At 63.0% G+C, this 25,239-nt stretch carries 22 protein-coding genes; 7 read left to right on the plus strand and 15 right to left on the minus strand.

What is annotated here, in order from left to right; all coding sequences use genetic code 11:
- Positions 1 to 31: 31 nt before the first annotated feature.
- Both B9Z34_RS07405 and B9Z34_RS07410 read left to right on the plus strand, forming a co-directional pair.
- Positions 32 to 643 (plus strand): Maf family nucleotide pyrophosphatase, encoded by a 612-nt coding sequence (locus B9Z34_RS07405; RefSeq protein ID WP_233249481.1) that lies wholly within the window; start codon positions 32 to 34, stop codon positions 641 to 643.
- A complete protein-coding gene (locus tag B9Z34_RS07410; protein WP_108427472.1) occupies positions 640 to 1,413 on the plus strand; it encodes an SAM-dependent methyltransferase in 774 nt (257 codons plus the stop codon). The genes B9Z34_RS07405 and B9Z34_RS07410 overlap by 4 nt, the downstream gene beginning before the upstream one ends.
- 21 nt (positions 1,414 to 1,434) lie before the next feature.
- Here the strand turns inward: B9Z34_RS07410 and B9Z34_RS07415 are convergent, their stop codons facing one another.
- From B9Z34_RS07415 to B9Z34_RS14555, 5 genes are all read right to left on the minus strand, one after another.
- The gene (locus B9Z34_RS07415) at positions 1,435 to 2,370 is read right to left on the minus strand and encodes a S49 family peptidase (RefSeq protein ID WP_369907617.1); all 936 of its coding nucleotides are present in this window, start codon (positions 2,368 to 2,370) and stop codon (positions 1,435 to 1,437) included.
- Positions 2,371 to 2,432: 62 nt separating this feature from the next.
- Positions 2,433 to 2,798 carry a Rieske 2Fe-2S domain-containing protein gene (locus B9Z34_RS07420; protein ID WP_108427474.1) on the minus strand — a complete coding sequence of 122 codons (366 nt, stop codon included), beginning with the start codon at positions 2,796 to 2,798 and terminating at the stop codon, positions 2,433 to 2,435.
- A gap of 14 nt (positions 2,799 to 2,812) precedes the next feature.
- On the minus strand, positions 2,813 to 3,481 hold the full coding sequence (locus B9Z34_RS07425) for an HAD family hydrolase (RefSeq protein ID WP_108427475.1): 669 nt from the start codon (positions 3,479 to 3,481) through the stop codon (positions 2,813 to 2,815).
- Positions 3,453 to 4,454: an RluA family pseudouridine synthase gene (locus B9Z34_RS07430; RefSeq protein WP_108427476.1), complete on the minus strand. Its 1,002-nt coding sequence runs from the start codon at positions 4,452 to 4,454 to the stop codon at positions 3,453 to 3,455. Before B9Z34_RS07430 ends, B9Z34_RS07425 begins: the two co-directional genes overlap by 29 nt.
- A gap of 58 nt (positions 4,455 to 4,512) precedes the next feature.
- Positions 4,513 to 4,671 carry a hypothetical protein gene (locus B9Z34_RS14555; RefSeq protein ID WP_158268706.1) on the minus strand — a complete coding sequence of 53 codons (159 nt, stop codon included), beginning with the start codon at positions 4,669 to 4,671 and terminating at the stop codon, positions 4,513 to 4,515.
- Positions 4,672 to 5,049: 378 nt separating this feature from the next.
- Between B9Z34_RS14555 and B9Z34_RS07435 the strand changes: the two genes are divergently transcribed.
- Complete coding sequence (locus B9Z34_RS07435) at positions 5,050 to 8,094, plus strand: Rne/Rng family ribonuclease (protein WP_108427477.1); 3,045 nt, start codon at positions 5,050 to 5,052, stop codon at positions 8,092 to 8,094.
- Positions 8,095 to 8,440: 346 nt separating this feature from the next.
- On the opposite strand, the gene B9Z34_RS07440 is transcribed toward B9Z34_RS07435, so the two are convergent.
- The 4 genes from B9Z34_RS07440 to hemC are packed head-to-tail and all read right to left on the minus strand — an operon-like array spanning position 8,441 to position 12,522.
- Positions 8,441 to 9,736, minus strand: a complete 1,296-nt coding sequence (locus B9Z34_RS07440) for a heme biosynthesis protein HemY (RefSeq protein ID WP_108427478.1) — start codon at positions 9,734 to 9,736, stop codon at positions 8,441 to 8,443.
- A 7-nt stretch (positions 9,737 to 9,743) separates the two neighbouring features.
- The gene (locus tag B9Z34_RS07445) at positions 9,744 to 10,769 is read right to left on the minus strand and encodes a uroporphyrinogen-III C-methyltransferase (protein ID WP_108427479.1); all 1,026 of its coding nucleotides are present in this window, start codon (positions 10,767 to 10,769) and stop codon (positions 9,744 to 9,746) included.
- Complete coding sequence (locus tag B9Z34_RS07450) at positions 10,766 to 11,590, minus strand: uroporphyrinogen-III synthase (RefSeq protein ID WP_108427480.1); 825 nt, start codon at positions 11,588 to 11,590, stop codon at positions 10,766 to 10,768. Before B9Z34_RS07450 ends, B9Z34_RS07445 begins: the two co-directional genes overlap by 4 nt.
- 14 nt (positions 11,591 to 11,604) lie before the next feature.
- Positions 11,605 to 12,522, minus strand: coding sequence for a hydroxymethylbilane synthase (gene hemC, locus B9Z34_RS07455; RefSeq protein ID WP_108427481.1), 918 nt, complete (start codon positions 12,520 to 12,522; stop codon positions 11,605 to 11,607).
- Between the two features lie 136 nt (positions 12,523 to 12,658).
- On the opposite strand from hemC, the gene ppc reads away from it, so the two are divergent.
- Together ppc and argH are read left to right on the plus strand one after the other, a co-directional pair.
- On the plus strand, positions 12,659 to 15,511 hold the full coding sequence (ppc, locus tag B9Z34_RS07460; RefSeq protein WP_199220091.1) for a phosphoenolpyruvate carboxylase: 2,853 nt from the start codon (positions 12,659 to 12,661) through the stop codon (positions 15,509 to 15,511).
- 47 nt (positions 15,512 to 15,558) lie between these two features.
- Positions 15,559 to 17,007: an argininosuccinate lyase gene (gene argH, locus B9Z34_RS07465; RefSeq protein WP_108427482.1), complete on the plus strand. Its 1,449-nt coding sequence runs from the start codon at positions 15,559 to 15,561 to the stop codon at positions 17,005 to 17,007.
- A 28-nt stretch (positions 17,008 to 17,035) separates the two neighbouring features.
- Here argH and B9Z34_RS07470 read toward each other — a convergent pair whose 3' ends face one another.
- Positions 17,036 to 18,058 (minus strand): metal-dependent hydrolase, encoded by a 1,023-nt coding sequence (locus tag B9Z34_RS07470; RefSeq protein WP_108427483.1) that lies wholly within the window; start codon positions 18,056 to 18,058, stop codon positions 17,036 to 17,038.
- A 257-nt stretch (positions 18,059 to 18,315) separates the two neighbouring features.
- On the opposite strand from B9Z34_RS07470, the gene B9Z34_RS07475 reads away from it, so the two are divergent.
- Both B9Z34_RS07475 and B9Z34_RS07480 read left to right on the plus strand, forming a co-directional pair.
- Positions 18,316 to 19,158: a class I SAM-dependent methyltransferase gene (locus B9Z34_RS07475; protein ID WP_108427484.1), complete on the plus strand. Its 843-nt coding sequence runs from the start codon at positions 18,316 to 18,318 to the stop codon at positions 19,156 to 19,158.
- Between the two features lie 78 nt (positions 19,159 to 19,236).
- Positions 19,237 to 19,743 carry a bacteriohemerythrin gene (locus B9Z34_RS07480; RefSeq protein WP_108427485.1) on the plus strand — a complete coding sequence of 169 codons (507 nt, stop codon included), beginning with the start codon at positions 19,237 to 19,239 and terminating at the stop codon, positions 19,741 to 19,743.
- A 17-nt stretch (positions 19,744 to 19,760) separates the two neighbouring features.
- Here the strand turns inward: B9Z34_RS07480 and B9Z34_RS07485 are convergent, their stop codons facing one another.
- Genes B9Z34_RS07485 through B9Z34_RS07505 form a run of 5 tightly spaced genes read right to left on the minus strand, consistent with a single transcriptional unit; the run spans position 19,761 to position 25,228 of the window.
- Entirely contained in the window at positions 19,761 to 20,738 is a 978-nt protein-coding gene (locus tag B9Z34_RS07485) for a tripartite tricarboxylate transporter substrate binding protein (RefSeq protein WP_108427486.1), read from the minus strand.
- Positions 20,739 to 20,762: 24 nt separating this feature from the next.
- The gene (gene garD / locus B9Z34_RS07490; protein WP_108427509.1) at positions 20,763 to 22,307 is read right to left on the minus strand and encodes a galactarate dehydratase; all 1,545 of its coding nucleotides are present in this window, start codon (positions 22,305 to 22,307) and stop codon (positions 20,763 to 20,765) included.
- 38 nt (positions 22,308 to 22,345) lie between these two features.
- Complete coding sequence (locus B9Z34_RS07495) at positions 22,346 to 23,338, minus strand: beta-propeller fold lactonase family protein (RefSeq protein ID WP_108427487.1); 993 nt, start codon at positions 23,336 to 23,338, stop codon at positions 22,346 to 22,348.
- Between the two features lie 43 nt (positions 23,339 to 23,381).
- Positions 23,382 to 24,236, minus strand: a complete 855-nt coding sequence (locus B9Z34_RS07500; RefSeq protein ID WP_233249483.1) for an amidohydrolase — start codon at positions 24,234 to 24,236, stop codon at positions 23,382 to 23,384.
- Entirely contained in the window at positions 24,233 to 25,228 is a 996-nt protein-coding gene (locus tag B9Z34_RS07505; protein WP_108427511.1) for a D-isomer specific 2-hydroxyacid dehydrogenase family protein, read from the minus strand. Before B9Z34_RS07505 ends, B9Z34_RS07500 begins: the two co-directional genes overlap by 4 nt.
- Positions 25,229 to 25,239: the final 11 nt, after the last annotated feature.

Below are 25,239 nucleotides of genomic sequence, written 5' to 3' on the forward strand. Positions count from 1 at the left end.
ACCCATCCGAATTTCAACGGGGATTTGCGCCTTGACACCGACATCTGCTGCCACACCCGCCCTCAGCCGCCCTGTGGTGCTGGGCTCGACCTCGCGCTACCGGCGCGAATTGCTGGAGCGCTTGCGCATCCCTTTCAGCGTGACCGCACCCGAAGTAGACGAAACCCCCATGACGGGTGAAAGCCCCAGGAATCTGGCCTTGCGCCTGGCTTTGGCCAAAGCACAGGCCGTTGCCGCCTTGCACCCGGAAGCGGTGGTGATTGGCTCGGACCAGGTGGCCGATTTGGCGGGTCAGCCCTTGGGCAAGCCGGGCGAGCACGCGCGCGCGGTGCAGCAACTGCGCCAGATGCGTGGACAGACGGTGATTTTTCAGACCGCGCTGGCGGTGGTGTGCCGTGTCATAGGCTTTGAAGCGGTCGATCTGGCCGAAGTCCGGGTGGTCTTTCGTGACCTGAGCGATGCTGAAATCGAGGCGTACCTGCAGGCAGAAAAGCCTTACGACTGTGCCGGCAGCGCCAAAAGCGAAGGCTTGGGCATTGCCTTGCTCGAGTCGATTGACAACGATGACCCCACGGCCTTGGTCGGTCTGCCCCTCATCCGCACCGCACGCCTGTTGCGTCAGGCTGGAGTGAAACTGCTGTGAACGCCCCCCAACCACGCCAAGGCTGCCTGTTTTTGGTGCCCACCCCACTCGACTTTGCTTGCACCGAACAAGCCCCCATCGCCGATGTCTTGCCCACCAAAACCTTGGCCACGGCTGCCGGCATCCAGCACTGGGTCTGCGAAAACGCCAAAAGCACCCGCGCTTTTTTGAAGCGCGTGGGCGAAACCCACCCCTTGATCGCCCCGCTGGCCGAGCAAAGCATCACCGAATTACCCCGCCATGTGCACAAAAAAGGCGACCATCAATCGGGTTTTGATGGCAAACCGCTGCTGACAGCCGCTTTGCAGGGGCACGATGTGGGCCTGATCAGCGAAGCGGGCATGCCCGCCGTGGCTGACCCCGGCAGTTCGGTCGTGCGGGCAGCGCACGATCTGGGCATCGCCGTGGTGCCGCTGGTCGGCCCGGTGTCCTTGCTGCTGGCCTTGGCCGCCAGTGGCCTCAATGGCCAGAACTTTGCCTTTGTGGGCTACCTGCCGCAAGATGCGGGGGAGCGAACAGCCCGCCTGAAACAACTGGAGTCACTGGCCCTCAAAACCGGCCAGACCCAGCTGTGGATCGAAACCCCCTACCGCAATGCCGCCATGCTCAGCGGCTTGCTGCAAAGCCTGAACGCCAACACGCGCCTGGCAATCGCCAGCGGCTTGACGCTGCCGTCGGCCAGCATCCAGAGCCACACCGTGGCGCAATGGAAAAAGGGCAGACAAGGCCCGGATGGTCACACGCCCGCGGTTTATGCCATCGGGCCTTGATGTGGGGTGAGGCCTTGCGACTCAGCGCAGGCCTGTGCTGGCGCGCAAGGCACGCACCGTGCCTTCGCCCACGGCAGCGCCAAAGCGCTTGACCAGACGCTCGGCCACGTTTTCGCGCTGGGTGTAATCGATCACATCCGGGGCCTTGACCACCTCACGTGCGACGCCGTCCAGACTGCCCAGGCTGTCGGCCAAGCCCAGATCCACCGCCTGCTGCCCACTCCAGAAAAGGCCGCTGAACATCTCGGGGGTTTCCTTCAGGCGATCGCCACGCCCTTTTTTCACCACCTCGATGAATTGGGTGTGGATTTGGTCCAGCATCGCCTGGGCGTGCTTGCGCTGCGCCTCGGTTTGTGGGCTGAACGGGTCCAGGAAACCCTTGTTGACCCCAGCAGTCATCAAGCGGCGCTCCACGCCCAGTTTGTCCATCAATTCGGTGAACCCAAAACCGTCCATCAGCACGCCAATGCTGCCCACGATGCTGGCCTTGTCGACATAAATCTTGTCTGCCGCAGCCGCAATGTAGTAAGCGGCTGACGCGCAGGACTCTTCCACCACGGCATAAATGGGCTTGTTGTGCAAAGCCCGCAAGCGAACAATTTCGTCGTTGATGAGGCCCGCCTGCACCGGGCTGCCGCCGGGGGAATTGATCAGCAACACCAAGGCCTGCGAGCCCGAATCCTCCAAAGCCAGGCGCATGGACGACATGACGTTTTCCGCGCTGGCCTCGGTCTCTGAGCCGATCTCACCCACGATGGACACCATGGCCGTGTGCGGCATGGTGGGGTTACTGGTCGGTGCGCTGTAACTGAAGAGCTGCCAAAACACCACTGCCAAAAACACCAACCAAGCCACGCGCAAACCCACTTTCCAGCGGCGGGCTGTTTTCTGCTCGTTCAAATTGGCAAACGCCAGCTGCTCCAAGGTCTGGCGTGCCCAGCCTTCATCCGGGGCCATGACGGCATGGACGGGTTCACTGGCGGCCGAAGCGGACACGGGGTCCTGAGGGTCTTGCATGGTCAAAATTCAAGGGGTTTCAAGTTGTAGGCAGTATGCCAGTGAACCACGCCGTCCCGCTCTGAAAGGTCTATTTTGACCAGGCCGCCACGACAGGGGCCACCGGCACAAGCGCCCGTATCGGGCTGGTAAGTCGCGCCGTGCGTGGCGCACATGAGCCACCGCCCGGTGTCGTCAAAAAAACGGTCTGGCTGGTAGTCCATTTCCATGGCCACATGGGTGCAGCGGTTCAGGTAGGCGTGCACTTGGCCCTGGTAACGGATGGCAAAAGCCCGGCAGGTCTGTCCGGCGTACACGATGTCAAAGGGCACCGCCCGTCCGGCGTTGACCAGATCGGCGCTGTTGCACAAGGGAATCATCTGCTCCATGGGGGCCCCTCGTTTCAAGCGTGCTGCAACAACCAGTCGTGCAATTCACGCACGCTGTGCGCCACATGGCGCGGCTTCAGCACATGAAAAGCCTCAGGCTCGTGGGCCCCGTAACTCACGCCCACGCTGGCACAACCTGCATTCAGGGCCATCTGCAGGTCATGCGTGGTGTCGCCAATCATCAAGGTGCGCTCGGGCTCTGCGCCAAATTCGCGCATCAACTCGTGCAGCATCAAAGGGTTGGGCTTGCCCGCTGTCTCGTCGGCCGTGCGCGAACCATCGAACACACCGCGCAGCTCCACAGCCTGCAAGGCTTCATTTAGACCATGGCGGCTTTTGCCGGTGGCCACCGTCAGCCAGTGGTGCCGGGCTTTGAGGGCGTCGAGCAAATCCAGCACGCCCTCAAACAGGCTGATGTCGTTCTGGTGCTGCAGGTAATGGTGGCGGTAACGCTCGCCCAGGGCCGGGTATTTGTCTTTCGGCACATCGGGCGCGGCGTGGGCCAGCGCGGGCAACAGCGACATGCCGATCACATAAGAGGCCGTCTCGCGTGTGGGCTCCTGCCCGCCCACATCCACCACCGCCCGCTGGATGCAGCGGGTGATGATGGCGGTGGAGTCAAACAAAGTGCCATCCCAATCGAAAGCGATCAGGTCAAACTGGCGGGGTCTGAAGTGGGGCATGGTCGACATACGCTTTCAATTCGGGGGGTAAATCGGCCTGCAGGGCGACACGCTCGGCAGTCACCGGGTGGTTGAACTGCAAGCGCCAGGCATGCAAAAACATGCGTTTGAGGCCTGGGCTGGCGGACGGCTTCTGGAGTTGGCGATTCCACTCGAAATCGCCGTACTTGTCATCGCCCGCGATCGGATGCCCTTGCGAGGCCAGGTGCACCCGGATCTGGTGGGTGCGTCCGGTCTTGATGGTGACCTCCAACAAAGTGGCGCCAGGCAAGCGCTGCGCCATTTTGACCAAGGTGATCGAACGCATGCCGTCCAGGTCTTCAGGGGTGGTGACCCTGACCCGACGCTCACCGTCAGGCAGCAAAAACTTGTGCAGCGGCTGGTCGATCACCTTGAGTTTGGCGGGCCAGTCGCCCTTGACCAGCGCCAAATAGGTCTTGCCCGTTTCACGCTCACGGAACTGGTCTTGCAGGTGCTTCAGGGCGCTGCGCTTTTTGGCCACCAGCAAAATCCCGCTGGTGTCGCGGTCCAGCCGATGCACCAATTCCAGCAGCTTGGCCTGGGGTCGGGCTTGGCGCAGCTGCTCAATCACGCCAAAACTCACCCCCGAGCCGCCATGCACCGCCACCCCGGCCGGTTTGTCAATCGCCATCAGGCTGTCGTCTTCCAAAAGCACCGGAAATTCACGCCCAGGCGCTGGGCGCTCGGCTTTTTCGGCGACTTTTTCAGAAATACGCACGGGCGGCAAACGCACCTCGTCGCCGTTTTCGACCCGGGTCTCGGCCGACGCACGGCCTTTGTTGATGCGCACTTCGCCGCTGCGGATGATGCGGTAGACGTGGGTTTTGGGCACACCCTTCAAGTGACGCATCAAAAAGTTGTCCAATCGCTGCCCGGCCGACTCCTCGTCCACCAACAACCATTTGACGGCGGGCGTCGCAGCAGCGGACTTGGACCCTATAATGTGATTCACTGGCAATTGGCTGTAAGTGGTTGATTCAAATGGAAATGAATTCCTGAAGAACTGGAGTTTAGTCCACCACCACCGCGTCAAACCAGATGGTCGATGCCACCCCCGGCACGATTTGCAGACTGAAGGCCAGCGCCGACAGTGGCCAATCGCCCCGGAGGTTGGGCCGACGCCCTGAAAACCCAGATACGGAATACCCCAAGTCCAGCAGCCCCAACATGGCTGTTGGACGGATCAAAGCGAGATGGTTGTGTTGTTCGGAACTTTGCTGATGTGCTTGGAGTGGCTCACGAAGCCATTCTGCACAGTCACGCCTCGTGCCGGGCAGTTGGTCCTGGACACCGGGGGAAGCCCCCGGCAGTGGACGAATGCTTGCACGCCTTTCCCCTCGCCCCATCCACGCGCCACGATCCCCATTCCTGTGCTCACGCACAGCTGAATGGCGATCACCTTCGGCAATTCCCTTCGTTTCAGGCGTCAGCTCCGGCAACGGAGGCTTTGAGATTCCCAGGAATCCAGAGCCAGTTGTGTAAACAGGTTCCAGACAGCAGGCATTTTTCTGCACTGGGGCCAATGCTGACAAGAGAAGGAACGCATCATGAAACGGATGCTGATCAACGCCACGCAAGCTGAAGAGCGCCGCCTGGCCATCGTCGATGGACAAAAACTCCTCGACTACGAAATCGAAATAGAAGGCCGCGAACAGCGCAAGGGCAACATCTACCAAGCGGTGGTGACCCGCGTCGAGCCCTCGCTCGAAGCCTGCTTTGTGGACTACGGCGAAGACCGCCACGGCTTTTTGCCCTTCAAGGAAATCTCGCGCCAATACTTTGCCGAAGGCGTGTCCGTCAGCCAGGCCCGCATCCAGGACGTCATCAAAGAAGGCCAGTCCCTCTTGGTGCAGGTCGAGAAAGAAGAGCGCGGCAACAAAGGCGCAGCGCTCACCACCTTCGTCAGCCTGGCTGGTCGTTATGTGGTGCTCATGCCCAACAACCCCCGTGGTGGTGGCGTCAGCCGCCGCATCGAGGGCGACGACCGCGCAGAGCTCAAAGAAGCCATGGACCAGCTGGAGTACCCCAAGGGAATGTCGATCATTGCGCGTACCGCAGGCATCGGCCGCTCCGCGCCCGAGCTGCAGTGGGACCTGAACTATTTGCTCAAGCTCTGGAGCGCCATCGATGGCGCCTCCAAAGGCGGCAAGGGTGCCTTCCTGATTTACCAGGAATCCTCGCTGGTCATCCGCGCGATTCGTGACTATTTCAACAACGACATCGGCGACATCCTGATCGACACCGACGACATCTACGACCAGGCTCAGCAGTTCATGAGCCACGTGATGCCCGAATTTGCGCCCCGCGTGAAACGCTACCGCGACGACGCGCCGCTGTTCAGCCGTTTCCAGATCGAGCACCAGATCGAATCGGCCTATGCCCGCACGGTGCAACTGCCTTCGGGTGGCGCCATCGTGATCGACCACACCGAAGCCTTGGTGTCGGTCGACGTCAACTCCGCCCGCGCCATCAAGGGCGGTGACATCGAGGAAACCGCTACCCGCACCAACCTGGAAGCCGCCGACGAAGTGGCCCGCCAGATGCGCTTGCGCGACCTCGGTGGCCTGATCGTGATCGACTTCATCGACATGGAAGAGTCGAAAAACCGCCGCGAGGTGGAAAACCGCCTGCGCGACGCCTTGCGCCAGGACCGTGCACGCGTGCAGTTCGGCACCATCAGCAAATTCGGCCTCATGGAAATGAGCCGCCAGCGCTTGAAGCCTGCCCTGTCTGAAGGTGCGTCCATCCCCTGCCCCCGCTGCGGCGGCGCGGGCCACATCCGTGACACCGAAAGCTCGGCATTGCAGATCCTGCGCATCATCCAGGAAGAGTCCATGAAGGACAACAGCGCCGCCGTGCACGCGCAAGTGCCCGTCGAAGTGGCCTCCTTCCTGCTAAACGAAAAGCGCTCCGAGATCGCCAAGATCGAACTGCAGCAACGCATCAACGTGCTGCTGGTGCCCAACAAGTCGCTGGAAACCCCGCACTACAAACTCGAGCGCCTGAAGCACGACGACCCGCGCCTGGACCGCATCGAAGCCAGCTACAAGATGGCCGAAGAGATCGAAGATGCAACCACCGTCACGCGCCGTTCGCAAGAGCCCACCAACAAGCAAACGCCTGTCATCAAGGGCGTGTTGCCCGATGCACCTGCGCCGATTGCCCCGGTCAAGCCCGAAGCCCCGGTGGCTGCGGCCAAGCCTGCACGCAAAGCCGCAGCAGCCCCCGTGGTCGCTCCAGCAGCCTCCGGCGGTTTCTTTGGCTGGTTGAAAAACCTGTTCGGTGGCAGCGCCCCTGAAGCAGCCCCCGCAACTGTGGGCAAGAAAGACGACAAAGCACGCGAAGGCCGCAACGGCGAGCGCCGCAACGAGGCCCGCGAAGGTGGCCGCGATGGCGAACGACGTGAAGGTGGCCGTGACGGCCGCCGTGGTGGACGCGATGGCCGCCGTGGCGAGCGCAGCGAAAACGCCACAAGCGAAGTCCGCGCACCCCGCGAAGGTGGTCGTCGTGGTGAAGGCCGCGGCGAGGCACGTGCCGAAGGTCGAAACGAATTACGTGAAGGCGAAGCCCGCCCCGCACGCGGCGAACGCGCTGAGCGGGGTGAGCGCGCAGAACGTCCTGCAGGCGAGCGCGCACCGCGCGAAGGCCGCCGCGACGGTCGTGGCGAGAACCGCAATGAAGGCAGAAACGAAGGCCGCAGCGATGCAACACCCGAGTTGAACGCCGATGGCACTGAAGTGCGCAGCGAGCGTGCACCCCGTGGCGAAGGCCGTGGTGAGGGGCGCCGCGAGCGTGGCGAGCGCAACGGTGAAGGCCGTCGTGAGCGCGGCGAACGCGGTGGTGAACGCCGCCCAGCAGACGCTGCAGCCAGCGATGCCCAGGCTGCTGAGACCGAGGTGATCACCGCCGAAGGACAAGAAGGCAACGCGACGCAAGAAGGCGGTGCGCCGTCTGAGAACAACGGCGAGCGCCGTGAACGCCGCTCTCGTGACCGCTACGGCCGTGACCGCCGCGAACGTGCTGGCGAACCCCGCCAGGACAACCTGGGCGAAGAAGCTCAAAGCAACCTGAATGCCGACTCAGCCACCGCACCCAGCGCAGAAACCACGGCTGAAGACCGGCCAGCGCCACGCTCGTACTTTGAACGTGCACAGCAAGCTGCTGCAGCGCCCGTTGCTGCCGCAGCCGAAGCCCAGTCCGCCAGCACCGAAGCGCCCGCAGCACCTGTGGTCACAGCTTCGGCTGTGTCTGCTCCGGTTGAGGCCCCAGCAGCCCCCGCAGCCGCTCCTGTGGTGGTCACGCCGCCCGCAGCACCTGCTGCGGCACCCCAAGCGGCTGCACGCACGGGTCTGCCTTCCGTGGCGAACTACACCCTGGAAATCGACAGCTTGCAGCAAGTGGCGCAAAGCTCTGGCTTGATTTGGGTGAACTCTGACGCCGCCAAAGTGGCCGCTGTCCAGGCTGCCATTGCCGCTGAACCCCAACCGGTTCGCGTGCCACGCGAGCGTCCGCCCGCTGTGGTGCTGGACGAGGGCCCGCTGGTGTTGGTGGAAACACGCAAAGACCTGAAAGACATGAACTTGCCTTTCTGATCCACGGGTCAAAAAAACCGGGCGATTTGCCCGGTTTTTTTTCGCCTGTGCCCCGCGAGCTTGGGGTTCACAGGCATGGAAACTCGGTCAAGCCGGGTGTGGCCGAGTCGGGCGGAATGAGCTGCTTGTGTCATGCCCGCGAGCGCGGGCATCCATCGCACACGGGGCCAGGGGGCACGGGCCCTCACTCAGACTTGTCATACCCGCGAAGGCGGGTATCCATGTTGGCTTGACCACACAGCCCAGCAATCGCACTGCAGGCACACACGGGTGGATACCCGGTCAAGCCGTGTATGACAAAGCAAGAAGCCCGGTGGACTGGGCCAGGCCGCTTGGGCGTGGGCTCTCAGGGCTGCGCCACCAGGGCGGCCTGTTTCCAGGCGGCCGTGGCCGCTGCGGGCTCCTGCCGCTGCTCGGCCAATTCGGCCAAAGCGCACCAAGCGCTGCGTTGGAGTACAGGCGCCTGCAAACCCTTGACAGCTTGCGACAACAGGCCTTGCGCCTTGCCCCACAGCTGGTGACGCAAGCACAGCATACCGGCCAGGTACTGCCAGCGCGCATCCTGCGGATGGGCTAGCTGGGCCGCCTCCACCCGGGCCAACCATTGGCGCGCATCGCTGGTTTGCGCATCGGCCAACGCCGCGTCCAAGGCTTGCACCATGCGCGCTAGCTGATCGGGTGTCCAGCTGGATGAAAGAGACTGCAAAGCCCCCCAAACAGGCTGCAACCACTGCCTGGCCATGACCGCTGAGCCACCCACAGCCAGCAGTCGCCAGGCGGCCTCGGCGGCCAGATCGGGCATTTCACGTTGGGCCGCACTCAAGCCCAACCACAAACGCTGCACGCCATCTGCATCGTGCGTGTGCGACAGCCACTCCAGTATCAAGCTGCGCACCAGACTGTTGGCGGTGGCTGGCGTGAAGGCCCGATGCTTGGCCAGCAAAAGTGCCGTGTCCAGCGCCTGAGCAGGTTGCCCGGCCAGGCGGGCGGCCTTGAGCTGCAGCCGCATGGCCACCATGCGGCGGGCTGTCGCAGGGGGCAAGGACTGCAAAAGTTCCAGACTGCCGGCAGCATCACGGTCATCCAGCAGCCAGCGCGCGGCGCGAAGCTGGGCGCCTTCGGTCAAGGTCTGGCGCTCGGCCGATGGCCCGCTGCGCGCGGCTTCCAGCGCCGACTGCCCATGGCCTTGTCGCAGATCGCGGTCCTGCAAAGCGTGGGCCGACTCGGCCACCATGATGTGCGCCACGGTGCGCAAAGAAACCGCATGGTCCAGCTCCAGTCCCGCATCGCGCAGCAACGCTTCTTTTTCCAGCGCCATTTGCGCGGCCTTGCGGGCCCGCAAAAAACGCCCGGCCATGAACTGGCTGATGGATTCCAGCAGGGCGGCATGGGTAGCCCGTTCTTTTTGCTGCATGCGCCAGCGTCTGGCTTGCTGAGGCAAAGACAACAAAGCCGACAAAGCCTGCTGGGCCAGCACCACCACCAGCACGACCAAGCCCAAAACCAGCAAAACCAGATTGAGCGACAAATCAATCCGGTACGGCGTGAGGAACAAGGTCACGGTGCCCTGGTTGTTCCCCGCCAGCCATGCCGCAGCCGCAGCCAAAGCGAACAAGCTGATGAGCCAAAGTGCTGCACGCATGCGGACCTTACCTTCCGGCCGCCGCCGTGGCCAGGGCCGTCAAGGAACCCTCCAGGCGTGGCGTTTCACTGGCTTTCAACTGCACCGCGGATTGGTCCAGCAACTGCAGCATCTGGGTGGTCTTGCGAGAAGACCCGTCGGCATAGCGGCGCACGATCACCGCCGCAGACGCCAGGTCGGCACGCGCCGCATCTTTTTGCCGTGCGAGCAAACCCAGGCGGGCGTTGAGCAGTTTCAGCTTGAGGTTTTCACGCAGGAAAAACCCCTGCTCGGGTGTCAACAGGGCGGCCTCGGGTGACTCGATGCGGCTGACCCGCACCAAGCCCTTGAGCTGGTCTGCAAACTGGTTCAGACCCGCCATCCACCAGGAAGGGGCCGCGGTCTGCCCTGGGGCCAAAGAACGGTTCATGGCCGCTGCCGGCAACTCCTGGTTGGCCAGTGTCAAACCGTCGACCAACGCCACGCCTTCGTCCAACTTGATCAACAAACCCGGCAAATCGAAGGTCTGCGCCGTGCTCAGACGCTCCAGATCTTTTTCAAGCGCCCGCAGCACCGGGGCCAGGCGCGGCTGAGCGGCCCGCTGCACGCGCGTCTGCGCCGATTTGAGCGCAGCGATCAACGGTTCGGCACTGCCCGTCAGTTGGGCCTGTTGCTGGGCCATGCGCAGCGCCGCTTCAATGTCCACCACCAGGTTTTCGTCGCGCGAACGCGACAGGCTTTGCATCAATTCTTCCAGCTGACCCCGCTGCAAAGCCACCTCGCCCAGACGGGCCTCGACCAAAGCCAAGCGGGCGGCGCTGTCCTTCACCGTTTCTTGCGCCTGCTTGGCCCACGCTTTGGCTTCCAGGGATTGCTGGCCCGCATCGGCACTTTGGCGCGCCAGTTGTTCCTGAATGCGTGCCAACTTCTGCCAGAGCAACACAGACACCAGCAAAGCCAAACCCGCCAGCGCCACAGGCAGCCAACGTAGCCAGGCGCGCCGCACCGACCTGGGTGGTGCAGAAATGGCGTCGGTCTCAGGTGTGGGTGTCATGCCAGCGATTTTATAGACTCGGCCTGCGCATCCACAGCCGCAGGCACCAGATCCACCCGCCCCCAGCCTGCTTGTTGCAAGCGCTGTGCGATGCGCGGGTGCGTGGCCAAGGCCCGCGCCTGCGCCAAAGGCAAGTCAGGACAGGCCTGCACGAGGTGTTGCGCCGCCTCGGAACTGCTGAACAGCCACGCGCGGCCCTCGCGCACAGCCTGGCGGGCACGGCTTTGCTCTGCAGGCGTCAACTCTGGGGCCTGGCGCACATAGGCCACGGCTTGTAACACCTGCAGGCCCGCGCTTTCGAGCTGCAGCGCCAGCCAATCACGCCCTGCGAGCTGCCCCCGGGCATCGGCGCCACGCACGATCAGCACCGAAGGCCTGGACGGGGAAGCCGCCACTGCGGCTTGCACCCGCTGCGCCACCAAGACCCACAAAGCTTCCGAATCGAACTGGGGCGCGTCTTCATCGGGTGAATCGATCAGGCCCTCAGGCCAGCCCGCCGCGAGCAATGCAGCCCGGGTGCCCGGGCCGGTCGACCAGGCGCGGCAGCTGGGCATCGGCAGGCCCGCAGGCCGGGCCGCCATGAAAAAACGCACCGCATTGGCGCTGACAAACATCAGCGCCAAATGGCCAGGCACCGCCTGCCAGACCGACTCCAGTGCCGAAGGCTCGGGCAAGGCCGCGATCTCGATCAGGGGAAACGTCTCGCAAGGCACACCCCGCGCCTGCAAGGCGTCGGCCCAAGTCTGGGCCTCACGCGCAGGACGCGTCACGATCACCCGGCAAGGGGCTGCGGCAGCAGAAATGGCAGACGCCAGCGCCATGTCAGCGCCAGACCTCAATGCGCTCCGCCGTCGCGCAAAGCCTGCGCCACACTCAGGCCCAGCGCTTCTGCGGCTTGCAAGCCCTCGGCGCTGGCCTGCGCATCGGCGGTGACCAGGGTGGTCGCGCCTTCCGGGTCGCCCCAGGCCGCTTGCAGCTTGAGCACACCCGCCTCGATGGTGGCGTGCGCGGCCAAAGGCATGGAGCAGCTGCCGCCCAGGGCGCGGCTCACCGCCCGCTCGGCCGCCACGCGCCGCCACGACGGCGCATCGGCCAGCTGCGCCAGCAGGGCACGCAAATCGGCCCGGTCGCTGCGGATTTCAATGCCCAAAGCGCCCTGCCCTGCGGCGGGCAGCATTTGGTCGGTTTCAAAAATGTGGCGAATCCGCTCGGACAAGCCCAGGCGCTTGAGGCCCGCTGCTGCGAGCACGATGCCCGCGTACTGGCCTTCGTCGAGTTTGCGCAGGCGCGTGTCCAGATTGCCGCGCAAGGGTTCGATCTTCAAATCCGGGCGCAAGGCGCGCAGCAACACGGTGCGGCGCAGGCTCGATGTGCCGACCACCGCACCTGGCGGCAAGTCTTCCAGCCGGGCGTATTGCGGCGAGACCCAGGCGTCACGCGGGTCTTCGCGCTCCATCACACAGGCCAACTCAAAGCCCTCGGGCATGTCCATGGGCACATCCTTGAGCGAATGCACCGCGATATCGGCGTGGCCTTCCTGCAAGGCCACTTCCAGCTCTTTAACAAACAGGCCTTTGCCGCCGACTTTGGACAGGCTGCGGTCCAGAATCTGGTCGCCCTGGGTGGTCATGCCCAGCAGCCGGACCTGGCAACCACGGGCCTCGAGCAGGGACTTGACATGTTCGGCCTGCCACAGAGCCAGGCGGCTTTCTCGGGTGGCGATGACGATGGCGGGCTGGTGGGTCTCGGTCACGACGGGCTTTCTGAAAAATTTTTTGATCCCATCAAAATGAAATCAATTGGTCATTTTGTCTCTCCGGGCGATGCTAGCATGATGTCAAGGGAAATTGACACCCCCGCACAACCCCCTCCAGATCCCCGAGCACACGATGAAACAGGCCGCACCAGACAACGCCTTGCCCCCCAAAGCCGCTCCAAGCAGTACCCCCCAGGAAAAACGCGACAGCGAACGCCCCTTGGTCGAAGACATCCGCTTGCTCGGCCGCATCTTGGGCGACGTGATCCGGGTGCATGAAGGCGCCGAGGCTTACGAGCTGGTCGAACAGATCCGCAAACTTTCGGTGGCCTTCCGGCGCGACGCCGACCACGAAGCCGATAAGGCCCTGAAAAAACTGCTCAAGGGCCTGCCCGGTGACCGCGCCGTGAGCGTGATTCGTGCCTTCACTTACTTCAGTCACCTGGCCAACCTGGCCGAAGACCGCCACCACATCCGCCGCCGCGCCATCCACGAGCGGGCGGGCCACACGCAAGAAGGCAGCATCGATGTGGCGCTGCAGCGCCTGCGCTGGGCGGGCATCACGCCGCGCAGCATCTCCGACATGCTGGCCACCAGCTATGTCTCGCCCGTGCTCACCGCCCACCCGACCGAAGTGCAGCGCCAAAGCATCCTGGACGCCGAGCGCGACATCGCCCACCTGCTGACCGAGCGCGACGCCATCAAGGCCCGTGCCGCCGCCGTGAATGCCGCCAAAGACGCGCTCAGCCCCAAAGAGCTGGCCGCCAACGAGCTGCAAATCCGCGCCCGGGTGATGCAGCTGTGGCAAACCCGCCTGCTGCGCTTCACCAAGCTCACCGTGGCCGACGAGATCGAAAACGCGCTGAGCTACTACGAAGCCACCTTTTTGCGCGAGATCCCCAAGCTCTATGCCGAACTCGAACACGCCCTGCCCGGCCAGCCGATTGCCAGCTTTTTGCGCATGGGCCAGTGGATTGGCGGTGACCGCGACGGCAACCCCAACGTGACCGCCCAGACGCTGGAGCACGCCCTGACCCGCCAATGCGACGTGGCCCTGCGCCACTACCTGACCGAGGTGCATTACCTGGGCAGCGAGTTGTCGCTGTCGGCCATGCTGGTACCCTTTGGCCCCGAGATGCTGGCCCTGGCCGAGCGCTCGCCCGACACCAACGAACACCGCCAGGACGAGCCCTACCGCCGGGCGCTGACGGGCATGTATGCCCGGCTGGCGGCCACGCTGAAAAAGCTGACCGGCGGCGACGCAGCCCGCCACGCCGTGGCCCCGCAAAACCCTTATGCCAGCGCCGAAGCGTTTCTGGCCGACCTGCGGGTGATCGAAGCGTCGCTGTGCAGCCACCACGCCGAAGCCCTGGCCGCCCAGCGTCTGCACCCGCTGATCCGCGCCGTCGAGGTGTTTGGCTTCCATCTGGCTACGGTGGACCTGCGCCAAAGCTCGGATCAACACGAAGCCGTGGTGGCCGAGTTGCTGACTGCTGTCCGCGTCGAGAAAAACTACCGCCAGCTCGAAGAGCACGCCAAGCAAGCCCTGCTGCTGGGCCTCTTGAACGACGCCCGCCCGCTGCGTGTGCCGGGGGCCGACTACAGCGCCCACACCGTGTCCGAGCTGGCCATTTTCGAGACCGCGCAACGCTTGCTGCGCAGCTTCGGTCGGCAGGCGATTCGCCACTACATCATCAGCCACACCGAAAGCGTGAGCGATCTGCTGGAAGTCCTGCTTCTGCAAAAAGAAGTGGGCCTGCTGCGCGGCACGCTGGACGCGCAAGCCCGCAACGACCTGATCGTGGTGCCGCTTTTTGAGACGATTGAAGACCTGCGCAACGCCGCGCCCATCATGCGCGACTTCTATGCCCTGCCCGGCATGGCCGCGCTGGTCGCACGCTCGGGCGGCGAGCAGGACATCATGCTGGGCTACTCCGACAGCAACAAAGACGGCGGCATCTTCACCAGCAACTGGGAGCTGTACCGCGCCGAAATCGCCTTGGTGGAGTTGTTCGACAAACTCCAGAGCAGCCACGGCATCACCTTGCGCATGTTCCATGGCCGGGGCGGCACCGTGGGCCGGGGCGGCGGTCCGAGCTACCAGGCCATTCTGGCTCAACCCCCGGGCACCGTGCGCGGCCAAATCCGCCTGACCGAACAAGGCGAAGTCATTGGCTCCAAATACGCCAACCCCGAGATCGGCCGCCGCAACCTCGAAACCCTGGTCGCCGCCACTTTGGAGGCCACGCTGCTGCAACCGACCAAACCCGCCACGCGGGCCTTTCTGGATGCGGCGGCCGAGCTGTCCGAGGCCAGCATGGGCGCTTACCGCGCACTGGTCTACGACACCCCCGGCTTCACCGACTACTTTTTTGGGGCCACCCCACTCAAGGAACTGACTCAGCTGAACATTGGCTCGCGCCCCGCCTCGCGCAAGGCGCTGGAAAAGATTGAGGACCTGCGCGCCATCCCCTGGGGCTTCAGCTGGGGCCAGTGCCGCCTGACTTTGCCCGGCTGGCTGGGCTTTGGCTCGGCGGTGGCCACCTTTTTGGACAAACCCGACGCCGCCGAGCGCAAAGCCGCACTGGCCCTGCTGCAAAAGATGTACCGCCAGTGGCCGTTTTTCCGCACCCTGCTCTCCAACATGGACATGGTGCTGGCCAAGAGCGATTTGGCCCTGGCCTCGCGCTACGCAGAACTGGTGGGCGACGCCCGCCTGCGCAAAAAAATCTTCACTCCCATCGAGGCCGAATGGCACCGCACGGCCGACGCGCTCACGCAAATCACGGGCGAGAAAAAACGCCTGGCCAGCAACCCCGCGCTCGACCGGTCCATCCGCCACCGCTTTCCCTACATCGATCCGCTGCACCACCTGCAAGTCGAGCTGATCCGCCGCTATCGCGAGGGCAAGGCCGACGAGCGCGTGCAGCGCGGCATCCACATCTCGATCAACGGGATTGCGGCGGGCTTGCGGAACACGGGTTGACGGCTGATTTTCGGGCGACAGCTGGTCGCCCGATAAAATCGGGGGCTATGACAAATCAACTCGACAAAAAATCCCAAGCCTGGTCCGCGCTCTTTTCTGAACCCATGAGCGAGTTGGTCAAGCGCTACACTGCCAGCGTGTTCTTCGACAAGCGCCTGTGGCAAGCCGACATCCAGGGCTCGTTGGCCCATGCCGAGATGCTGGCGGCGCAAAACATCATTGGCGCCAGCGACCTGGCCGACATCCAGCGCGGCATGGCGCAGATCACCCAAGAGATCGAATCCGGCGCGTTTGAATGGAAACTGGACCTGGAAGACGTGCACCTGAACATCGAGGCTCGCCTGACCCAATTGGTGGGCGACGCGGGCAAACGCCTGCACACCGGACGCAGCCGCAACGACCAGGTGGCCACCGACGTGCGCTTGTGGTTGCGAGGCGAGATGGACCTGATCATCGACTTGCTGACCGACCTGCAACAGTCGCTGGTCGATGTGGCCGAGCAAAGCGTCGACGTCATCCTGCCGGGCTTTACCCACCTGCAAGTGGCCCAGCCCGTGAGCTTTGCGCACCACCTGCTGGCTTATGTGGAAATGTTTGCGCGCGACGCCGAGCGCATGAGCGACGTGCGCCGCCGCACCAACCGCCTGCCCCTGGGCAGCGCCGCCTTGGCCGGTACCACCTACCCGCTGGACCGCGAGCGCGTGGCCCGCACCCTGGGCATGGTCGATGAATCCGGCAACCCACAGGTCTGCCAAAACAGCCTGGACGGCGTGAGCGACCGCGACTTCGCCATCGAGTTTACCGCCGCTGCTTCGCTGTGCATGGTGCACATCAGCCGCTTCTCTGAAGAGCTGATTTTGTGGATGAGCCAGAACTTCGGCTTTGTGCGCATTGCCGACCGCTTCACCACCGGCTCGTCCATCATGCCGCAGAAGAAAAACCCCGATGTGCCTGAGCTGGCACGAGGCAAAACCGGTCGTGTGGTTGGCCACCTGATGGGCCTGATCACCCTGATGAAGGGCCAGCCGCTGGCCTACAACAAGGACAACCAGGAAGACAAGGAGCCGCTGTTTGACACAGTGGACACGCTCAAAGACACCCTGCGCATCTTCAGCGAAATGGTCGGCGGCCAGGTCAACCCCGCCACGGGCGTCAAAGAAGGCGGCATCACCGTCAACGCCGCAGCCATGGAAGCGGCTGTAAAAAAAGGCTACGCCACCGCAACGGACTTGGCCGACTACCTCGTCAAGAAAGGCCTGCCCTTCCGCGATGCGCATGAGGTGGTGGCCCACGCGGTCAAAACCGCTCAGGGCCTGGGCGTGGACTTGTCGGAACTCTCACTGGAAACCCTGCAAAAGTTCGACAGCCGCATCGAAGCCGATGTGTTCGGGCCACTCAGCCTGCAAGGCTCGCTGAACGCCCGCAACACATTGGGCGGCACAGCGCCCACGCAAGTGCGTTTGCAGATCGCACGGCACCGCGCTCGCCTAGTCTGAACTGCCAAGCGCTGCAACGCAGCTTGCATCAGCCGCCTGTCGAGCCTGGGGGCGGCACATCCCACCCCAGCATGCGCTGCCCCAGCCATTGCAAGCCCTCCCCTACGTTCATGCGGCGGCTGCGCTGCTCGGCTACCGGGTGGATCTGGCCCGCTTGCAGCGGTGGCCCGATGTCAAAAGAAAACACATAGTCCGGCTCCTGACCCATGCGCAGGTCGGTCACGACCAAGCGCGCGCCCTCTTGCTGCACCTTGAAAAACCCGTCGGTGAAGCGAGCCAAACGCTGCAGCTGCGGGTGGTCCGCGTGTTGGGCGACCAAAGCGCTGCCACGCGCATGCGCCACGAAGCGAATGGGCCGACCGCCATCCATGAGTGCGTAAAAGCCTTCGTGTATGCGCTCACCATCGAGGGCCACCACACGCCACACCAAGGTACTCAAGGGCGCAGGCGTGACCAGCAACTGTTGGCTGGGCAGGCCTTGCGCCTGCAGCGACTGCCGGGCGTGTTGCGTCACACCCCATTGCGCCAGCGCACTCCAAGCCAGGTAAACGGTGCTCAAAGCCAAGGCCCAGCCGTTGATGGCCAAAGCCCGGCCCACGGTTTTGACGCGCAAAGCCGCCACCACGCCCGCCAGCAAGGGCAGCGAATACACCGGGTCGATGATGAACATGCTGCCGAGGCCATAGGCTTCGTCGGTGAAGGGCTGAAACACCTGGGTGCCGTAAATCGTCATCAGGTCCAGCAAGGGGTGCGTGACGAGGGCCAGCATGAGCGCCCACCACCAACGGCCGTAGAGCTGCGGTTGACGGTGGATGCGGCTCACCCCCCAGGCCATGGGAAACGCAAAGAGGGTCAGCAACAGCAAGGCGTGCGTCTCGGCGCGGTGTCGGATCATGTTCAGGATCGGATCACCGTGGTCCAGCAGCACATCCAGATCGGGCAGTAAACCGGCCACACCGCCCCACAGGGCCGACTTCCACAGCGCGGTGCGCCGCCCCATGACAGCCACGCCGATCGAGGCGCCCAAAAGTACTTGCGTGACGGAATCCATGGCCTTAGCTTGGTAATTGAGAACAGTGGTTTGACTCGGCAGACCCCACAGCGGTCGGGCCTTGATACGGATCAAGAGGTTAGCGACTTTGACATGCCCTGTGGCATCCCGGGCCGTTTCAGGCTCGTGCCAGCCGTTTCGCTTGCAAGCGTCGCATACGGTGTACACCGCCGCTTCATCCCGCGCAGTTTGATCTGGATCAGCGTTTGCACAGCACCCACCTTCTAAAAAGAAAAGTTCCTCAGAAGGAGACAGCCATGCAGCCAGCCTCAGCCCCCCAAGACATCGGGATGTTGGATGCCGTATCCAGCACCTTGCTCGTACCGCTGATGGCACGGGCACGCGCTGGTTCGATCTACCCATGGCTCGATCCGGGTGACACACAGGCACAGCACGTGATGGCAAAAATCGGCCATGACCTGGATGCTTTGCTGCAAGACCGTTCTGCCATGCTCCATGTGCTGTGGCGAACCCAGTTGCTCAAGCGTCTGGGAAAAGCCTTCTTCGAACACCACCCCGACTCGCAAGGCATCAACCTGGGAGCTGGTTTGTCGGATTATTTTCAATGGCTGAACAACGGTCACAACGGCTGGCTGGACGTGGACCTGGAGGGGGTGGTGTCGCTGCGACACTTGTTGCTGCCTGTGCATTCCCCGACAGCCCAGGACATCTGCGTGGACCTGACGCAACCCGGCTGGTGGCAGCAGTTGCGACTGAGCGAACGCGCATCACGTGAGCCTTTGCTGCTTCTTTGTGAAGGCGTGCTGATGTACTTGACGCCCACTCAAGTCCGAGCCGTCTTTCGTGAAATCGGTAACAACGCACCCGAAGGCTCCGAGCTGGTCTGCGACTTCATGACCCCTTTGGGCGTTGGTCGCGCCCACATGGCACCCAGTGTGTCAGGGACCGGGGCGGAGTTTCTCTGGGGTGCGCACAACGCCATGGAAGTGGCGCACTTGCACCCCCGCATGGAACTGATCGCCCAACACACCGTGGCGGAGCTCTATGGTTGGGCGGTTTGTTGGGCCGAGATGTGCATGACACCCTGGACGGGCGGCCCGCTGTACGGGGTCGCGCACCTGCAAATCACCGAGCCCTGAAACCAGCAACGCCCTGGCCTTGAGACCAAGGGATGGCGCGATAATGTGAGCCATTCTCACGTTTCACTGTTTTTTGCCATGTCTGCCACAGCCCACACAGCCCCCTCCGCCCCATCCACCATGGCCTGGACCGCCTCGCTCCAAACAGACGATGCCCGCATGGACGAAACGCACCAGGAGTTTGTGGACATGATCAACCAGATTCTGGCCACACCCGAAGACGAACAGTTGCCGGTTTACAAGGCTTTTTTGAACCACACGGTCGAGCACTTTGCGCAGGAAGAGCGCTGGATGCTGGCCACCGGGTTTTCGGCCGACAACTGCCACGCCGAGCACCACGCCACGATCCTCGAAACCATGCGGGTGGTGGAAGCCCACTATCTGGACAGCGACAAGACCATCATCACCCGCATGGCCGAAGCGCTGGCCGAATGGTTCCCGGGCCACGCCAACAGCATGGACGCGGGCCTGGCCGCACACCTCAAGTCAGTGGGTTTTGACAGCGTGACCGAAACCCTGGCCGACCCCTCGGTCATTCAAAACGTGACCATGTCGGGCTGCGGCAGCGTCAGCTGCAGCAGCTGACGATCCGCTCATACCCATCACTGGGGCTTGATGCCCGCGGTCTGGATCACGCGGGTCCAGGTGTCGATCTCGGATTTGACAAAGCCGGTGTAGGGCTTGCTGCCCAGGGCGGGCACCACAAAACCCACCGAGGTCAGGCGCTGACGCACAGTCTCAGACTGCAAAGCCTGCACCATGGCCGCTTCGAGTTTGTCCACAATGGCCGCGGGCGTGCCTTTGGCCACCGACAGGCCTGACCAGGACAGCGCCTGAAAATCCTTGTAGCCCGACTCGGCCACGGTGGGCACATCGGGGTACAGAGGGTTGCGTTGCAGACTGGTGACAGCAATCGGGCGGATTTTGCCGGCCTTGATGTGGGGCAAAGCCGCATCCTGGTTGATGAAAATCATGGGCACAGTCCCGGCCAGCAAGTCATTGAGCAACGGACCACCGCCCCGGTAAGGTATGCCCGTCAGGAAGATGCCCGTGGTCTGCTTGAACAGCTCCATCGCCATGTGACCCGATGCCGCGTGGGTGAAACCGTAATCGAGTTTGCCGGGGTTTTTCTTGGCGTAATCCACCACATCCTTGACCGTCTTGAAAGGCAAGGACGGGTGAACCACCAACACATTCGGCCCCGAGTGCACTTGCGTCAGGTGAATCAGGTCGGTCATGGAGTTGTATTTGAGCTTGGGGTCCAAGCCATGCGCCACAGCGTTTTGACCCACACCGCTTTGGATCAGGGTGTAACCGTCAGCGGGCAAGCGGATGGCGCGTTCCGTGCCCACAATGCCACCTGCCCCGCCAATGTTCTCCACCACCACGGCTTGCTTGAGGATTTTGCCCAGCTCATCGGCCATCAAACGGCCCATCACATCGCTGGTGCCACCGGGAGGAAAAGGAACCACCAGTTTGATCGGCCGGTTGGGATAGTCGCTCTGCGCCCACACCGGGGAGAGGGCCAGGCCCACAGCAGCAATGCACAGTGTTTGGATGAGTTGTCGTTTGAAATTCATGAAAGTCTCCTGTGGTGAATCGGTTCAGGTGATTGGGGCGGGGTTGAACAGCACCAGAGCGTTGTGCAGCTTCCAGTGCTCGGCCCAGGTCTTGCGGCCACTGGCCACGTCGAGCACCATGCGAAACAGCTCCCAACCGGCTTCTTCGATGGTGATTTCACCATCGGCAATCCGTCCTGCGTTCATGTCCATCAGGTCGTGCCAGCGGCGGGCCAGGTCGGTGCGGGTCGCCACCTTGACCACAGGGCAAGCCTGTAGGCCATAGGGCGTGCCTCGCCCGGTGGTGAACACATGCACGTTCATGCCAGCGGCCAGCTGCAAAGTGCCACAAATGAAATCGCTGGCGGGGGTGGCTGCAAAAACCAGGCCTTTTTGATCGGGTTTGAGTTTGTCACCCGGCGCCAGCACGCTCGATATGGCCGAGCTGCCGCTCTTGATGATCGAGCCCATGGCTTTTTCGGCGATGTTGGACAAGCCCCCGGCCTTGTTGCCCGGCGTGGTGTTGGCCGTGCGGTCGACCTGACCCCGGTCCAGATATTGGTCGTACCAACCCAGCTCGCGCACGATGTCCTCGGCCACTTGCGGCGTAGCGGCACGGCTGGTGAGTTGTTCCACCGCATCGCGCACTTCGGTGTTTTCGGAAAACATCACGGTGCCACCTGCGCGCACAATCAAATCGGCCATGAAACCCACGGCCGGGTTGGCGGTCACACCCGAAAACGCATCGCTGCCGCCGCACTGCACACCAACGACCAAGGCACTGGCCGGCACGGTCTGACGGCGACGGGCGTTCAGCCGCTCCAAGTGCGAGCGAGCACTTTGCACAATGTGTTCAACCATGGACATGAAGCCCACGTGCGCATCGTCCTGCAGGCACACCCCATCAGGCCCTTGGTCTTTCTCACGCGCATCGTGGATCGGGAAACTGCCCGCTGGCAACAGGCGGTCAGGCTGCAGTTTTTCGCAACCCAGACTGACGACCATGACCTCGCCACCAAAGTTGGGGTTCAGGCTGATGTGGCGCAGGGTGCGGATCGGAATCTCGGCACCGGGCGCGTCAATCGCCACGCCGCAGCCGTAGGTGTGCTCCAGACCCACCACGCCGTCCACATTCGGGAACAGCGGCAGCAATTCGCGTTCAATGCGCTCCACAGCGATCTTGACCACCCCGGCCACACATTGCACCGTGGTGGTCAGGGCCAACAAGTTGCGCGTGCCCACCGAGCCATCGGCATTGACATAGCCTTCGAAGGTGAGGCCTTCGAGCGGTTCTTGCCGCGCCGGTCGGACCGTGGCCATGGGCAGACCCTGCAAGGCACGCGCAGGCGGGATGTCAAGCAACCGCTCGTGTATCCAGCTGCCCGCCGGGATGGCCTGGCGGGCATAGCCCACAGGCACGTTGTAGCGCATAACCGCCTGGCCTGGGGCCAGATCGGTCAACGCCACCTTGTGGCCTTGTGGCACCTTGTCGCGCAAGACCAGACCGTCGGCCACCCCTTGGGGTACGACGGTGCCAGTCGGTAAACCGCCGTCGTTGACGACGATGGCCACGTTGTCCGCAGGGTGCATGCGCACCACACGCGGCGTCACAGCTTGGGTGGTGTTGTTCACGCCAGGATCTCCACCCAATTGGGGCCCTGACCTACGGGGATGCGTTGCTGCAAGTGCAATTGGCCCGAGTCCGGCTCGATTGCCCAACGGCTCAGGTGGTGCGACAGCTGTCCAACCACCAGCAAGTGCCGCCCGGACGGATCGATCGCAAAACCCCGTGGCTGGGTTTCAACCGGTGTGTGGCCCTGGGCTGTGAGACAGCCCGTTGCGGCATCCACCGTGAAGTGCGCCAAAGTGCTGGACGTGCGCTCGCTGGTGTACAGGTGACGCCCATCAGGCGTCAGGTGAAGGTCGGCTGCCCAAGGTTTGCCTGTGAAGCCTGACGGCAAAATATCCACGGTTTGCAACAGGCTCAAGCGGGCCCGATCCGCGTCCCAGGTCAGCACATCCACCGTGCCATCGAGTTCATGGAGCAAATACACATGGCGGCCTTGCGGGTCAAACCGGAAATGCCGAGGGCCAGCGCCAGCACGCGCCGCCCAAAATGCAGCTGGCGTCAATTGGCCTGTGCCTGCGTTGAAATGCAGAACCATGAGTTCGCCACCGCCCAGCGCTGTTGCCAGCACATAGCGCTTGCAAGGTGAAGGCAGGATGGCGTGGGCATAGGGGCCTGTGGGCACCACCTGCTGCACAAGGCCCACTGTGCCATCAGGTACGATGGGGCTGACCGTGAGCTGGTGTCCAGGGTAAGAAGCCGCCAGCAAGAACCGGCCCGTCAAGTCGGTGCTGACATAAGCCATGCTGGCTGGCAACTCGGCCTCCCCCAACAAGTGCAGATCACCGCTGACAGAGTCAATCGCCAGACTGGCCACCGCCATCGGTTCGCTGCGCCGAACCGCGTAAAGTACTTTTTGATTCGGGCTGACCGCCATGGGCATCAGGTTGCCCCCCACGAGCACCGTGCTTTGCCAACGCAAGCTGCCATCGGCCCCCATGTGCAGCACAGAGATGTCGCCGCTGTCGGCGTTGGAAACATAAACGTGGGGCATGGTCAAAATGGGAAAAAAGAATCAGAACAACAGCGATGCCTGCTCAGGCATCAAAACCATACACCTGCGCCGGGTTGTCCACCAAAATGCGCCGAATGTCAGCCGTGCGGGACACCCAGTGGGGCAAAAGGTTCATCAACGCGGCAGAGGATGGCACGGGGTTTTGATTGGGATGAGGCCAGTTGCTGGCCCACAAGCAGCGCTCGGGGTAATGCGTGGCCAGGTAACGGGCCAGCAAACTCACGTCTTCATAGTGAGGCGCCCCAGTTTGCGAAGTTTCATAAGGGGCCGACAGCTTGACCCAGACACGCCCTGTGTCCAGCAAGCGGCAAAGGGCCTGGAATGCCGCATCGTCCGTGCTGGCAGGTGGCACCAAAAATTTACCTGTGTGGTCCAACACGATCTGGGCATCGAGGCTTTGCAGCAAAGGCAGCCGCTGCACGAAGTCACAGCCGTTGAACTGCACATTCAGATGCCAGCCCAAGGGACGGATCTGGTGTGCAAGCGGTGCAAATGCGTCCCAGCCCAGCGGTCCACCGGGCAACATCATCATGCGAACACCACGCACGCCCGCTGCATGCAAATCGCGCAGCGTGCTTTGCGTCACCGAAGGGGGCACGATGGCCACAGCACGGGCACGGCCAGGCATGCTGGCCACAGCGGCCAGTGTGCAGCGGTTGTCAAAACCGTAGCCGGTAGGCTGCACCACCACCACACGCGTCAATCCCAAAGCCGCTTGCACTTTGGCGTAATCGGCCATCGGGGCATGCGGAGGTTTGAACGTGGCGGTAGGGGCCAAGGGATAAGCATCGTCATAGGCATGCACATGGCAATCGCAGGCCCCGAACGGCACTGAAAAAGACACGGCATCAGACTCAGCCATCGCAACGGCGCTCATGTGGACATCCTCGACATCCAACGGGTGGCCTGCGCCGGATTGACAGCCCCGTGCGGCAGACGCCCTTGCAAAATGTCTCGCGTCTGTACCACTGTTTCCAGGGCCTGGTGTGCAATGGCCTGCGGCGTGAGCCCACCCACATGTGGCGTGGCGATGACACGAGGATGCCGCGCCAGTTCAGGCGATGGCATCTGGTCTACTGCGCACCCGACATCCAGCGCAGCACCTGCCAACCGCCCCTGATCCAACGCCAGCAAGAGCGCTGACTCGTCCACCAGCTGACCCCGCGATGCATTGATGAAAAAAGCAGAGGGCTTCATGCACGACAAGGCCTGCGCATTGATCAACTTGTCCGTTTCGGGCTTCGCTGGCGCAAGGCACACCACATGGTCTGCACAGGCCAACAGTTCATGCAAGGCCAGTGACTCCACAACAGGGTCTTGCGGCTGCACATAAGGGTCGTACACACACACACGCATGCCAAACGCCTGTGCCAGCCGCGCCACATGGCGACCAATTTCGCCATAACCCATGATGCCCAGGCACGCCCCGCGCAGCTCTCGGCCCATGCGTGGCTCCACCGACTGGCCTTGCCAGTAGGCTGCGGCGGCTACGCTGATGTGGCGGCTCAAGTCGATCATGGCACCGATCACCCATTCGGCCACAGCAGGACCAAAGCCGGGGCTGGCCTGGGTCACCAAGATCCCCTCACGACTTGCCGCTGCGACATCGATGGTGCGGATGTCCACCGCACAACGCACGGCCGCCAGCAAACTCGGCACCGAAGCAAAAAAGTCGGCATCAAGTGCTGTTTGGCGGTACGCGATCAACACATCGCAGCCCTGCGCAGCCTCGATCAGCTCTGAGCTTGACCAGTCGTGCGCATCGGGATTGAGCTTGACGCGGGCCACCTCCTGCAAATTGGCCAGCGCCTGCTCGCCAAAGTAAGTGGCCAGTCGCTCACGGGGATGGGTGACCAGCACCAAAGGCAAAGGCATGGCTG

The organism is Limnohabitans sp. Hippo3 (genome assembly GCF_003063665.1).
GTDB lineage: Bacteria > Pseudomonadota > Gammaproteobacteria > Burkholderiales > Burkholderiaceae_C > Limnohabitans_A.